Source organism: Aeromonas sp., assembly GCF_050252055.1.
In the GTDB taxonomy this organism is placed as follows: domain Bacteria; phylum Pseudomonadota; class Gammaproteobacteria; order Enterobacterales; family Aeromonadaceae; genus Aeromonas; species Aeromonas caviae.
Genome location: NZ_JBFWLQ010000001.1, coordinates 1 through 12,628, shown reverse-complemented (window position 1 = coordinate 12,628; position 12,628 = coordinate 1). Strand labels below are relative to the sequence as shown.

Here is a 12,628-nt window from a genome sequence, read left to right as displayed (position 1 = left end):
CCGAGCAATGTCCAAGACCCTCTATCAGAAAGTGTTCGACGCCCACGTGGTGCGGGAAGTGGAAGGGGAAACCCCTCTCATCTACATCGACCGTCATCTGGTGCATGAAGTGACCAGCCCCCAGGCATTCGACGGCCTGCGCGCCATGAACCGCCAGCTGCGTCGCCCGGATCTGACCTGGGCCACTATGGATCACAACGTCTCCACCACCACCAAGGACATCGCCGCCTCCGGCGAGATGGCCCGCATCCAGATGGAGACTCTCGCCGCCAACTGCAAGGCGTTCGGGGTTCGTCTCTATGACTTGAACCACAAATATCAGGGCATCGTCCACGTGATGGGCCCGGAGCTCGGCATCACATTGCCCGGCACCACCATCGTCTGCGGTGACTCCCACACCGCCACCCACGGCGCCTTTGGCTCGCTCGCGTTCGGTATCGGCACCTCCGAAGTGGAACACGTGATGGCCACCCAGACCCTGAAACAGGGCCGCGCCAGGACCATGCGTATCTCTGTCAACGGCAAGCTGGCCGCAGGCATCAGCGCCAAAGACGTGGTGCTCGCCATCATCGGCAAGGTAGGTCACGCAGGCGGGACCGGCTACGTGGTGGAGTTCGCCGGTGAAGCCATCGAGGGGCTCACCATGGAAGGGCGCATGACGGTGTGCAACATGGCCATCGAGCTCGGCGCCAAAGCGGGCATGATTGCCCCCGACCAGACCACCATCGACTACATCCGTGGCAAGGAGTTCGCTCCCAAGGGGGAGGCGCTGGAGCAGGCCATCGCCTACTGGCTGACCCTCAAGAGCGACGAAGGTGCCCACTTCGATGCCGAAGTGGTGCTCGACGCCGCCGACATCGCCCCGCAAGTGACCTGGGGCACCAACCCGGGCCAGGTGATTGCCGTCAATGAGCCCATCCCTGCCCCGGAATCCTTCGCCGATCCGGTGGAGCAGCAGTCCGCCCGCAAGGCCCTCGCCTACATGGACCTGCAACCGGGCCAGAAGCTCTCCGACGTGGCCATCGACAAGGTGTTCATCGGTTCGTGCACCAACAGCCGCATCGAGGATCTGCGCGCTGCCGCCGCCATCGCCCGTGGCCGCAAGGTCGCCGCCGGGGTACAGGCCCTGGTGGTGCCGGGCTCCGAGCAGGTGAAGGCCCAGGCCGAGGCCGAGGGGCTGGACAAGATCTTCATCGAGGCAGGCTTTGAGTGGCGTTTGCCCGGCTGCTCCATGTGTCTGGCCATGAACAACGACCGGCTGCAACCGGGGGAGCGCTGCGCCTCCACCAGCAACCGCAACTTCGAGGGGCGTCAGGGTCGTGCCGGTCGCACCCACCTGGTGAGCCCGGCCATGGCCGCCGCCGCCGCCGTCACCGGCCGCTTCGCCGACATTCGTGCACTGTAAGAGGGAACGTACATGACAGGTTTCAAACAGCATAAAGGGATCGTCGTTCCCCTCGACAGCGCCAACGTCGACACCGACGCCATCATTCCCAAGCAGTTCCTGCAGAAGGTGAACCGCATCGGCTTTGGCAAGCACCTGTTCCACGACTGGCGCTTCCTGGACGATGCAGGGGAACAGCCCAACCCGGAGTTCGTACTGAACAAACCGCAATTCGCTGGTGCCAGCATCCTGCTGGCCCGCGAGAACTTCGGCTGCGGCTCGAGTCGTGAGCACGCCCCCTGGGCGCTGGCGGACTACGGCTTCAAGACCATGATCGCCCCGAGCTTTGCCGACATCTTCTACGGCAACGCCATCAACAACGGCATGGTGCCGGTTCGTCTGAAAGAGGAGGAGGTCGACGCCCTGTTCCAGCTGGTCGCCGCCCAGCCGGGTATCGAGATCGAAGTGGATCTGGAGGCCAACCAGGTGCGTGCAGGCAGCCTCACGTTCGGCTTCGAAATCGACGAGTTCCGTCGCTACTGTCTGCTCAACGGGCTGGATGCCATCGGTCTGACCCTGCAGCACGAGGCCGCCATCAGCGCCTTCGAGGCGAAGCAGCCAAGCTGGATTTGACGAGCCTGCGACAAGAAAGCGAGTAGAATCAACAGGGAGCCAAGGCTCCCTGTTTTATTGTCGGGTCGCTGTACAAAGCCCGCCACCTCTGCATGTCCGACAGGAGACACCCATGTCCGCAAGGGGCGCCCTTTCATTGCTCTGCCTGCTGCTCAGCCTCCCGGCCCTGGGCGGGCAGACCTCTTTCACCAACAGTGGCGGTCAGCTCAACGTCGGCTGGCAGGACAGGGAGGGCAAGGCGCAGCAGCTCAGCTACCGGCTGGAGGCGGGCAAGCTGCCCCCTCTCATCGCTTACCGTCCGGCCAGGATGCAGGAAGACGTACTGCAAAGCCTGCTGCAACAGGCCCCCCTGGCGTTCCCCGAGGTGCAGTTCTCCCTCGTTCGCCCCGCCATGAGCCTCAGCATCAAGAGCCGCAACGCCGACAAGGCGCGGGAAGCCTCCCAATGGGTCAAGCCCGAGCAGGCCAAACTGGAGGCTGCCTGGCTCACGCAGCACTACTTCCAGCCCTTCACTGCCCCCGACGGCGCTCCCGCCATCAAGCAGGATCATGTGCGCATCGCCCTGGAGAGCCGGGACGAACTGGCCCCGTTGATGGAGCAGCTCAAGCAGGAAGGGGCCACCGAGACCGAGGCGCGCCAGAAGACGGTGGCCCACATGCTCGACTTCATCCAGGCCATTCCCTATCAACTGCTCGACAGCCAGTCGGGCCGCTCTGGCAAGGGGTTTCTGAGCCCGCGCCAGGTGCTGGAGCAGAACCGGGGGGATTGCGACAGCAAGGTGACCCTGATGGCCGCCCTGCTGGCCCAGGGGTATCCCGATCTCAAGCAGGCCATGGTGTTCGTGCCGGGACACGCCCTCCTGGGGGTGGCCCTGCCAGCCAAGCCGGGGGAAGCCACCTTGAGCCGGGCGGGGGAGACCTACCTCCTGATGGAGCCGACCGGCCCGGCCCAGCTGCCCATGGGCCAGCTCGCGCCCACCAGCAAGACGCTGGTCGACAGCGGCCAGTTGAGCGTGCAGCCGGTGCAGGATGAGGGGAAATGAGACAGGCCAGCCCATGGCTGGCCTGTCTCGAGGAGGACGGGCGCCCGGGTCTCAGGTGAGGGAGAGAAACTCCAGCGCCAGCAGGAGACCGTCTTCTTCCTCCAGCACCCGCACGATGCGAGCCTGGGCCTCGAAGGGAGGCAGAAGATTGCTGCTGGTCGCCAGGCTCACCCGGATGGGCTGGGCCAGATCGAACTCGTGCTTGTTCACCTCGACGCCCATGCCGTTGGCGCTGAGATCCCGGCAGACCCCCTCCAGCACCTGCTGATGCTGGAACAGGGTGACGGGGGCATTGATGACCATGCGCTGGAAGGCACGTCTTTCCTTGGTGCTGGTGATCACTGGGGACTTCCTCCTTGGTGGTGGCTCGCACGATGCGGCCCGTGAAACATAGTGCTGGCCTCCCCCCAGGAACGCCAATACAATGCGATGCGTTGCTCAAACGGGGTGCGGTTTACCGCTGAGATTATACCCGTGAACCTGATCCAGATAATGCTGGCGGAGGAATTTGAGGCATGGCGCGCGTTTTTTGTGCCCTCATCCGCCGGCGCTCACCACACGCGAGGTGCCATTGATGAGCACCCCGACATCCACAGGAGTGCCATTGATGAAGACCCTGCTGCTGATCGCCACCAGCCTGCTCTCTGCCCAGGCGTTTGCCGCCGACACCCTCACCGTCTACACCTACGGCTCCTTCGCCGCCGAATGGGGGCCGGGCCCCAAGATCAAGCAGGCCTTCGAGAAGGAGTGCGGCTGCACCCTCAATCTGGTACCCCTCGAGGATGGCGTCGCCATCCTCAACCGGCTGCGGCTGGAAGGCCAGCACAGCAAGGCCGACATGGTGCTGGGGCTGGACGATGCCCTCATCAGCGAGGCCAAACAGAGCGGCCTGTTCGCCCCCCATTCCACCAGGCTCGATGGCCTCAAGGTACCGGGTGGCTGGCAGGACGACACCTTTGTCCCCTATGACTACGGCTACTTCGCCTTCGTCTATGACAGCAACAAGCTCAAGCAGCCCCCCAAGAGCCTGAAGGAGCTGGTGGCGCGCCCCGATATCAAGGTGATCTATCAGGATCCCCGCACCTCCACCCCGGGTCAGGGCCTGATGCTCTGGATGAAGTCGGTCTACGGGGATGAGGCACCGACCGCCTGGGCGCAACTGGCCAAAAAGACGGTCACCGTCACCAAGGGGTGGTCAGAGGCCTACGGCATGTTCCTCGACGGCGAGGCGGACATGGTGCTCTCCTACACCACCTCCCCCGCCTATCACCTGATTGCCGAGAGCAAACCCCAGTACCGGGCGGCCGCGTTCGAGGAGGGTCACTACCGCCAGGTGGAAGTAGCGGCCAAGCTCAAGGGCGCCACACAGGGCAAACTGGCTGACCAGTTCCTGCAATTCATGGTGGGCCCCGCCTTCCAGAACGAGATCCCCGGCGGCAACTGGATGTATCCGGTGACAGACGTGGTGCTGCCCAAGGGGTTCGAACAGATGATCACCGTAGCTAAGCCGCTCACCTTCAGCGCTGACGAGGTGGCCGCCAACCGCAAGGGGTGGATCCGCGAATGGCTGCAAGCCGTCACCCAGTGAGTTCAGGTCGTCGCACCCTCTGGTGGCTGCCCGGCAGTGCAGCCACCCTGGTCATCCTGCTGCTCTCCATTGGGCCGCTGGTCGCCCTGTTGTGGCAGGCGGGGGCCCTCTCCCCCCGCGCCCTGCTAGGCGATCCCTACCTGCGCCACGTGCTGGGTTTCAGCCTCTGGCAGGCACTGCTCTCCACCCTGCTGAGCCTGGGGCTTGCCATCCCGGTGGCCAGAGCCCTGGCGCGACGCCGTTTCACCGGACGCCGCCTGCTGCTCAAGCTGTTCGGCCTCTCCCTGGTGCTGCCGGTCATCATCGCCATCTTCGGCATGGTGGCGGTGCACGGTCGTCAGGGCTGGCTGCCGCAACTGCTGCACGGCCTGGGCCTGGATCCCGGCAACTATCTCTATGGCCTGTTCGGCATCCTGCTAGCCCATGTCTTCTTCAACATGCCGCTGGCTGCCCGCCTCATCCTGCAGAGCATAGAGAGCATCCCCGAGTCCTCCTGGCGCCTCGCCAGCCAGCTCGGCATGCGCTCCTCCCACATCTTCCGGCTGCTGGAGTGGCCGCTCATCCGCGGCATCTTGCCGGGGCTCGCCAGCCTCATCTTCATGCTCTGCTTCACCAGCTTCACCACAGTGCTGGCGCTCGGGGGCGGCCCCAAGTCCACCACACTGGAGGTAGCGGTCTACCAGGCGCTGCGCTTTGACTTCGATCTCGCCACCGCTGGCGGGCTCGCCCTGGTGCAACTGCTGCTGACCCTGGCCCTGCTCCTGCTGCAACACAAGCTGCAGACCACCCCGGCCAGTCGCCTCACCAGCCGTCGCCCCTGCCTGCGTCCCGACAGACACCAGAAGGGCAGCGCTCTGGTGGATGGCCTGGCCCTGACCATGGGGCTCGCCATCTTCCTGCCGCCCCTGCTGGCCATCGTGGTCGCCGGGTTCAACCCCGGTCTGCTGGCGGCGCTCGGCTCACCCCGGCTGTGGCAGGCAGGGGGGCAGTCCCTGGGCATAGCCCTGGCGGCGGGCTCCCTGGCCACTTTGCTCGGTGCCGGGCTGCTGCTCACCAGCCGGCACCTGAGGGTGCGGGATCGCAAACGGCGGGCCGCCGCCCTGTGGGAGGCCAGCGGCTCCATGATCCTGATGATCCCGGCGGTGGTGCTCTCCACCGGCCTCTTCATCCTGTTCATGCCCTTCACCGACGTCTTTGCCCTGGGCCCCTGGCTGGTGGTGCTGGTCAACGCCCTGATGGCGCTGCCCTATGTGCTGCGCACCCTCTCGGCCCCCATGCAACTGGTGGTGCGCCAGTACGATCGGCTGGCGGACAGCCTGGGAGTGCGCGGCCTGCATCGCCTGCGCCTGGTGGAGTGGCCCCTGCTGCGCCGTCCGCTGGCCCTGGCCATGGCGCTCTCGATGATATTGTCCCTCGGGGATCTCGGGGCCATCGCCATGTTCGGCAGCCAGACCCTCACTACCCTGCCCTGGCTGCTCTATCAGCAGCTCGGCAGCTACCGGCTGACCGAGGCGGCCGCCACCGCCCTGCTGCTGCTCACCCTCTGCTTCTCCCTGTTCTGGCTGGTGGAGCGGGGACTGGGAGGCAGGCATGTGGATCACTGATCCCCGGCGGCATTGCCGCCTCCCTGCCCCCAGGATCCGGCCGGGCACGTCCCTGGGGCGCCCCTTGGGGCAGTCACTCACGCTGCCTTTCATCAATTTTTCTTACTTGTTGTTCTATAAAACGACATTCAGGAGCCAAACATGCTGGTAATTGAGGAACTGGTCACCAGTTATCCCGACTGGCAGGTGACCTTCAGTGCGACCTTGCCCAAAGGGGAGATCACCGCCCTCATCGGTCCGAGCGGCGCCGGCAAGTCCACCCTGCTCGGCATGATCGCGGGCTTCGTGCCGGTGGAGTCGGGCACCCTCACCTTCGACGGCCAGGATCTGCTGTCACTGGGCCCCGCCGAGCGCCCGGTCACCACCCTGTTCCAGGATCACAACCTCTTCCTGCACCTGTCGGTGTTCGACAACATCGCCATCGGCCTGCATCCCGGCCTGCGCTTGAATCCGGCCCAGAAAAGGCAGGTGCAGGAGGCCGCTGACAAGGTGGGCCTGGGCGAGATGCTGACGCGCCTACCGGAGCAGCTCTCCGGCGGCCAGCAGCAGCGGGTGGGGCTGGCCCGCGCCCTGGTGCGGGGCAGGCCGCTGCTGCTGCTGGACGAGCCCTTCTCGGCCCTCGATCCGGCCCTGCGCCGGGAGATGCTGGCGGAGGTCGCCCGCCTCGCCTGCGAGCAGGGCATCACCGTGCTGATGGTCTCTCACAACCCCGAGGATGCCCAGCTCATCGCCGATCAGGTGCTCTTCATCGACGCAGGGCGCATCGCCTTGCAGGGCAAGCCGGATATCCTGCACAGCAGCGATCACCCGGGGCTGCTGCGCTACCTGGGCCGACCGAGAGAGGCATGAGATAGGCGGGATCAAAAAAGGGGAAGCCGTCCGGCTTCCCCTTTCTCATGCAGAGATCCCGTCAAATCAGAGATTTTCCTCGGCGAACGAAGCCAGCCGGCTGCGCACCACCCCGTTCAGGAAGATGTTGGCACTGCCGTCGAAGTCCTTGAACCGCTCGACGATGTAGGTCAGACCCGAGGTCACCGGGCTCAGGTAGTTGGAGTCGATCTGAGCCAGGTTGCCGGAGCAGACGATCTTGGTCCCCTCCCCGCAGCGGGTGATGATGGTCTTGATCTGGGACGCGGTCAGGTTCTGGCACTCGTCCAGCAGCACGAAGGTGTTCTGGATGCTGCGCCCGCGCATGAAGTTGACCGATTTGAACTGGATATTGGCCTTCTCCATGATGTAGCTGAGCGACCCGCTCATGTTCTCGTCCTGCTTGTGCAGCACCTCCAGGGTGTCGGTCACCGCCGCCAGCCAGGGCATCATCTTCTCCTCCTCGGTGCCGGGCAGGAAGCCGATGCTCTCGGCAATTTCCGGGGTATTGCGGGTGACGATCACCTTCTCGTAGATCCCCTTCTCGATCACCAGCTCCAGCGCCGCCGCCATGGCAAGCAGGGTCTTGCCGCAGCCCGCCGGGCCGGTCAGGATCACCAGGTCGATGTGCGGATCCAGCAGGGCATCCAGCGCCATGCCCTGATAGACGTTCTTGGGATGCACCCCCCAGGCCTTGCGGGACATCAGCCGCTCGCGGCCGAGATCTTTCAGGCGGATCTTGTTGCCGTCGTGGCTCAGTACCCGCGCGGCAAAGAAGTTCTCCTCGTCCAGCAGGTACTGGTTGACGTGAACTCCCTCCAGCAGGTTGGCATCGATAACGTGGACCGTATCGCGGCCATGGGTTTCGCTGTCGCACTCGCCGACCCGCTCCCAGAAGCTGCCGGGCACCACCTGGAAGCCCTTGGCGAGCAGGCGGATGTCGTCGATGAGCTGGTCGCTGCGGTAATCCTCCACATGGGCAAGACCTGCTCCCTTGGCCTTGAGGCGCATGTTGATGTCTTTGGTGACCAGCACCACCTGACGCTTCATCTCGTGCTTTTGCAGGTAGAGGGCGGCGTTGATGATGCGGTTGTCCGCCTCCTTGTCGGTGAACACCTCGGCATCCTGGGGCAGATGGTGATCGCTGAAGATGGAGATACGGCCGCTCGCCTCGCCGGCCAGTGCCACTCCTTGCACTATCTGCTCCGGAGTCGCATCGCGGAACACATCTTCCAGGGCACGGATGGCGATGCGGGCATCACGGCTGACGTCCTTCTGGCGATCCTTGATGTTGTCGAGCTCTTCGAGCACCGTCATGGGGATGAGCACGTCGTGCTCTTTGAAGGAGTAGATGGCGAGGGGTTCGTGAAGCAGAACGTTGGTATCCAGGATAAACAGCTTTCGGTCCGTGTTGTCCATAAGCATCCTCCTTGGCACTGAAGGTGCCACGTGTGTGAATCTCAGATGTCATTGAAACCACACGGCCGTGACAGTTTTATTACCCCCAACGCTACGCCCGAATTTACCGGTGCGCAACAAATCGCTGCCATCACGGGCGTCATTCGAACATAAAATCAGCAACGAAAAGGCCGGCATGTTGCCGGCCTTTGGTGGCAATCAGCACCTCAACCGCACTTGGAATCCCCGCAATTGAGACAGGTCATGCAGCCATCCTTTTGCACCAGCGCCTTGGTGTGGCACTTGTAGCAGAGCGCGGCACTGGGTGGGAAACCGCTGCCCGCCGGCTGCTCTTCTGCCTGTTGCTGTGCCTGCAATTGCGCCTGCTTCTCGGCCAGGAACGCCTGCTGGTGCTCGTCCAGCCCGGGCACCTTGAGCATGCCGATCTCGGTGAGATGGGTTTCGATCACGTTGCCAATTTCGGCGATGAGAGAGGGCACGTACTTGCCCTTGTTCCAGTACCCCCCCTTGGGATCGAACACGGAGCGCAACTCCTCCACCAGAAAGGTGACGTCCCCTCCCTTGCGAAACACCGCCGAGATGATGCGGGTCAGCGCCACTATCCACTGATAGTGCTCCAGGCTCTTGGAGTTGATGAAGATCTCGAACGGGCGCCGGGTCTCGTGCACCGTGCCCTCGTTGAGAATGATGTCGTTGATGGTGATGAACAGCGAGTGCTCGGAGACATGCTCCGGCGTTTTCAGCTTGTAGGTGGTGCCCATCAACCGCTCCGGGCGCAACACGGTTTCATGCATGTGCACCACGTCATCCTGGGGCGTCGGCGCATCTTGCGGCTCATCCCGGGTTTTTACCTTGTAGGCGACGATTTTTCTGTCGATTTTCTTGACCATGTCTCGTCCTCAGAACTTGCCGTAATAGCCTTCTTTCAAGGCGTCATAGAGATTGGCTGCGGTGTGCAGTTCGCCATCGTATTCGATCTCCTCGTTCCCCTTCGCCGTGATGACGGTGCCATCTTCCAGGGTGAACTCGTAACTGGTGTTCTCCAGATCCTTCTCCTTCACCAGCACGCCCTGGAAGGCGGCCGGGTTGAAGCGGAACGTGGTACAGCCCTTGAGGCCGGAGTCCGAGGCATAGAGGTAGATATCCTTGAACTGCTCGAACGGAAAATCGGTCGGCACGTTGGCGGTCTTGGAGATGGAGGAGTCGATCCAGCGCTGGGCCGCCGCCTGGATATCCACGTGCCCGGTCGGCGTGACGTCGTCCGCGGTGATGAAGTAATCCGGCAGGCGGCTACCCTCCTCCTCGGCATAGGGCATGGCGGCCGGGTTCACCAGCTCGCGATAGGCCAGCAGCTCGAAGGAGTAGACATCCACGCTCTCCTTGCTCTTCTTGCCCGGCTTGATGACATTGCGGCTGTAGTGGTGGGCAAAGCTCGGCTCGATGCCGTTACTGGCGTTGTTGGCGAGCGACAGGGAGATGGTACCGGTCGGCGCTATGCTGCTGTGATGGGTGAAGCGTCCACCCACCTCAGCCAGCTCGGCCACCAGAGCGGGATCCACCTCGGCCACCTGCTGCATGTAGCGGCTGTAGCGGGCATGCAACACCTTGCCCTTCACCTTGTCGCCGAGCTTGATGCCATCTGCCGCCATTTCGGGGCGCAGACGCAGCATCTTGCCGGTGACTTCGAACTCCTGCTCCATGATGGGGGCCGGCCCCTTCTCCTTCGCCAGACGCAGAGACTCCTGCCAGCCGGTCATCGCCAGTTCCTGGGAGACCTGTTCGGTGAAGGCGACGGAGGCCGCAGAGCCGTACTTGATGCGCAGCATGGTGAGCGTCGAGCCCAGCCCCAGGAAGCCCATGCCGTGGCGACGCTTGGCGGTGATCTCCTCGCGCTGCTTGGCCAGCGGCAGCTGGTTTATCTCCACCACGTTGTCGAGCATACGGGTGAAGATGGCCACCACCTTGCGAAACGCGGGCCAGTCGAAGGCGGCCTGCTCGGTGAAGGGATCGCGCACGAAGGTGGTCAGGTTGACCGATCCCAGCAGACAGGCCCCATAGGGCGGCAGAGGCTGTTCACCGCAGGGGTTGGTGGCACGGATCTCTTCGCAGAACCAGTTGTTGTTCATCTGGTTCACCTTGTCGATCAGGATGAAACCGGGCTCCGCATAGTCGTAGGTAGAGGTCATGATGACGTTCCACAGCTTGCGCGCGGGCAGGGTCTTGTAGACCTTGCAGGCCACCTGGCCCAGCTCGTTGATCACCACACCCTCCTTGTTGGGCCAGTCCGCCCAGACCACCCTCGCAGGGTCATCCAGCGCGATGCCATCCTGCTCCACCTCCTTGGCGGTGTAGGGGAAGATCAGTTGCCAGGGTGCATCCTCTTTCACCGCACTGACGAACTCTTCGGTGATGAGCAGGGAGAGGTTGAATTGACGCAGGCGACCATCCTCCCGCTTGGCCTGGATGAACTCGACGACATCGGGGTGACGGATATCCATGGTGCCCATCTGGGCGCCACGACGGCCACCGGCAGAGGAGACGGTAAAGCACATCTTGTCGTAGATATCCATGAAGGAGAGCGGCCCGGAGGTATAGGCCCCCGCTCCCGAAACGAAGGCTCCGCGCGGTCGCAGGGTTGAAAAATCATAGCCGATGCCACAACCCGCCTTCAGGGTCAGCCCCGCCTCGTGCACCTTGCCGAGGATATCGTCCATCGAATCCTCAATGGTGCCGGAGACGGTGCAGTTGATGGTGGAGGTCGCCGGCTTGTGCTCAAACGCCCCGGCGTTGGAGGTGATACGGCCCGCCGGAATAGCACCATTGCGCAGGGCCCACAGGAAGGGTTCATACCAGGTGTCGGGGTCGCGCTCCTGCGCAGCCAACGCGCGAGCGACACGCTGGTAGGTCTCGTCGATGGAGCCGTCGATGGGGGCGCCATCCTTGCTCTTGAGACGATACTTGCTGTCCCAGATCTCGAGAGACGTCTCCTGCAGAGGGATCTGGCGGCTGGCGGTGACGCCCTCCAGTACCGGAATGGATTTAGCCATGGTCAATCAACCTCCTGTGAATGGGGCAATATCGTGACAAAAATACTACCAGTAGTAAATTTAAGAACTTAAAACACAATATGTTGTGATTCATCCGTCGTAAGGGCGCCGATTCTATCCTAAAAAAATGCCCCGGCCAGCAGATTTCTGGGCCAGGGCATTTAACCGGTTCAATTTCCGAGAGATTTAAAGCGAGAGACTATCTCAGGGTTTCTTGACGTATACGCTCGGTGTCTCACCCGCCATATTCAGATAGAACTCATAGACGCCATCCGCCTCGGGCGAGAACTTCATGTCCTCATACTTGGAGCACGGGTTGACCGGTACAGGTTCCCCGCCGAGCACGGCAACGCCATCGCTCGGGCTCTTGTAACCGAAGTTGGTGCCACAACTCCAGCCGGAGTCGGCAAACTTGAACTTGTAAGGAGCCCACTCTTTCTTGAGCGTCCCCTTGGCCATGTAGAGCTTGTCGGCAACCTTGACGACCTTGCTTTCGTCGGTGGCCATCCAGTCGTTCATCTCACCACGCAGGTAGATGGACTTGCCGCCGAAGTCACTGTTGTCCGCCGCCGCCTGCTCTGCACCACCATTGGATGCGCAACCGCCTAATACCAGGGTTCCCGCCGCCAGCATCATCGTTACTGTTCTTTTGAACATGTGTCCATTCCTCAAATTATTGTGATTCCTTGGTCCATCGATGTGGACCCGGGAATTAAACCAGAGCAGGCATGACAAGAAAGGTAGAAGCATCACATTCTGTGCTTTTTATATCCAGAATGCAGGCTTTCGAATAGATATTGAGCAAAGACAGGCCACAAACACGTCGATATTGGCTGGGATGATGAATGCGAGTATCAGAAAACACGGCGAGAAACAGCACCATAGTGCCCGTTTGCCCTCCAGTGAGGGCTGAATTTCAGGCAATAAAAAACCCCGCTCGAGTGAGCGGGGTTTCTTGTATTGGGTGCCTGGCAGTGTCCTACTCTCGCATGGCGAATGCCACACTACCATCGGCGCTACAGCGTTTCACTTCTGAGTTCGGCA

The 12,628-nt window shown here is 62.5% G+C and carries 11 protein-coding genes and 1 riboswitch; of the genes, 6 read left to right on the top strand and 5 right to left on the bottom strand.

Features of this window, described 5'->3' with window-relative positions; genetic code table 11:
* The first annotated feature begins 7 nt into the window (after positions 1 to 7).
* The 3 genes from leuC to AB7E19_RS00045 all read left to right on the top strand — a co-directional run bounded on the left by leuC (position 8) and on the right by AB7E19_RS00045 (position 3,059).
* Complete coding sequence (leuC, locus tag AB7E19_RS00055) at positions 8 to 1,405, top strand: 3-isopropylmalate dehydratase large subunit (RefSeq protein WP_041211113.1); 1,398 nt, start codon at positions 8 to 10, stop codon at positions 1,403 to 1,405.
* A gap of 12 nt (positions 1,406 to 1,417) precedes the next feature.
* Positions 1,418 to 2,017, top strand: a complete 600-nt coding sequence (gene leuD, locus AB7E19_RS00050) for a 3-isopropylmalate dehydratase small subunit (protein ID WP_039041180.1) — start codon at positions 1,418 to 1,420, stop codon at positions 2,015 to 2,017.
* 112 nt (positions 2,018 to 2,129) lie between these two features.
* Complete coding sequence (locus AB7E19_RS00045) at positions 2,130 to 3,059, top strand: hypothetical protein (protein ID WP_042016676.1); 930 nt, start codon at positions 2,130 to 2,132, stop codon at positions 3,057 to 3,059.
* 51 nt (positions 3,060 to 3,110) lie between these two features.
* Here AB7E19_RS00045 and AB7E19_RS00040 read toward each other — a convergent pair whose 3' ends face one another.
* Positions 3,111 to 3,401: a PilZ domain-containing protein gene (locus AB7E19_RS00040; protein ID WP_010673149.1), complete on the bottom strand. Its 291-nt coding sequence runs from the start codon at positions 3,399 to 3,401 to the stop codon at positions 3,111 to 3,113.
* A 91-nt stretch (positions 3,402 to 3,492) separates the two neighbouring features.
* Positions 3,493 to 3,583, top strand: a riboswitch (TPP riboswitch).
* Between the two features lie 83 nt (positions 3,584 to 3,666).
* On the opposite strand from AB7E19_RS00040, the gene thiB reads away from it, so the two are divergent.
* From thiB to thiQ, 3 genes are all read left to right on the top strand, one after another.
* Positions 3,667 to 4,647 carry a thiamine ABC transporter substrate binding subunit gene (thiB, locus tag AB7E19_RS00035; protein ID WP_427934387.1) on the top strand — a complete coding sequence of 327 codons (981 nt, stop codon included), beginning with the start codon at positions 3,667 to 3,669 and terminating at the stop codon, positions 4,645 to 4,647.
* On the top strand, positions 4,623 to 6,251 hold the full coding sequence (gene thiP, locus AB7E19_RS00030) for a thiamine/thiamine pyrophosphate ABC transporter permease (RefSeq protein WP_042016674.1): 1,629 nt from the start codon (positions 4,623 to 4,625) through the stop codon (positions 6,249 to 6,251). Before thiB ends, thiP begins: the two co-directional genes overlap by 25 nt.
* A gap of 141 nt (positions 6,252 to 6,392) precedes the next feature.
* Entirely contained in the window at positions 6,393 to 7,100 is a 708-nt protein-coding gene (gene thiQ / locus AB7E19_RS00025) for a thiamine ABC transporter ATP-binding protein (RefSeq protein WP_052816553.1), read from the top strand.
* 66 nt (positions 7,101 to 7,166) lie between these two features.
* On the opposite strand, the gene AB7E19_RS00020 is transcribed toward thiQ, so the two are convergent.
* The 4 genes from AB7E19_RS00020 to AB7E19_RS00005 all read right to left on the bottom strand — a co-directional run bounded on the left by AB7E19_RS00020 (position 7,167) and on the right by AB7E19_RS00005 (position 12,241).
* On the bottom strand, positions 7,167 to 8,537 hold the full coding sequence (locus tag AB7E19_RS00020; protein WP_010673145.1) for a PhoH family protein: 1,371 nt from the start codon (positions 8,535 to 8,537) through the stop codon (positions 7,167 to 7,169).
* 206 nt (positions 8,538 to 8,743) lie between these two features.
* Complete coding sequence (locus AB7E19_RS00015; RefSeq protein WP_010673144.1) at positions 8,744 to 9,427, bottom strand: hypothetical protein; 684 nt, start codon at positions 9,425 to 9,427, stop codon at positions 8,744 to 8,746.
* 9 nt (positions 9,428 to 9,436) lie between these two features.
* Positions 9,437 to 11,584 (bottom strand): adenosylcobalamin-dependent ribonucleoside-diphosphate reductase, encoded by a 2,148-nt coding sequence (locus tag AB7E19_RS00010; protein ID WP_052816555.1) that lies wholly within the window; start codon positions 11,582 to 11,584, stop codon positions 9,437 to 9,439.
* Between the two features lie 204 nt (positions 11,585 to 11,788).
* Positions 11,789 to 12,241 (bottom strand): pullulanase, encoded by a 453-nt coding sequence (locus tag AB7E19_RS00005; RefSeq protein ID WP_029313820.1) that lies wholly within the window; start codon positions 12,239 to 12,241, stop codon positions 11,789 to 11,791.
* Positions 12,242 to 12,628 lie beyond the last annotated feature (387 nt).

Bases quoted from the DNA above. Each gene is read 5' to 3' on its own strand.
- thiB (WP_427934387.1), top strand. From the start codon at position 3,667: ATGAAGACCCTGCTGCTGATCGCCACCAGCCTGCTCTCTGCCCAGGCG.
- AB7E19_RS00015 (WP_010673144.1), bottom strand. From the start codon at position 9,427: ATGGTCAAGAAAATCGACAGAAAAATCGTCGCCTACAAGGTAAAAACC.
- AB7E19_RS00045 (WP_042016676.1), top strand. From the start codon at position 2,130: ATGTCCGCAAGGGGCGCCCTTTCATTGCTCTGCCTGCTGCTCAGCCTC.
- thiP (WP_042016674.1), top strand. From the start codon at position 4,623: ATGGCTGCAAGCCGTCACCCAGTGAGTTCAGGTCGTCGCACCCTCTGG.
- AB7E19_RS00020 (WP_010673145.1), bottom strand. From the start codon at position 8,537: ATGGACAACACGGACCGAAAGCTGTTTATCCTGGATACCAACGTTCTG.
- thiQ (WP_052816553.1), top strand. From the start codon at position 6,393: ATGCTGGTAATTGAGGAACTGGTCACCAGTTATCCCGACTGGCAGGTG.
- AB7E19_RS00010 (WP_052816555.1), bottom strand. From the start codon at position 11,584: ATGGCTAAATCCATTCCGGTACTGGAGGGCGTCACCGCCAGCCGCCAG.
- leuC (WP_041211113.1), top strand. From the start codon at position 8: ATGTCCAAGACCCTCTATCAGAAAGTGTTCGACGCCCACGTGGTGCGG.
- leuD (WP_039041180.1), top strand. From the start codon at position 1,418: ATGACAGGTTTCAAACAGCATAAAGGGATCGTCGTTCCCCTCGACAGC.
- AB7E19_RS00005 (WP_029313820.1), bottom strand. From the start codon at position 12,241: ATGTTCAAAAGAACAGTAACGATGATGCTGGCGGCGGGAACCCTGGTA.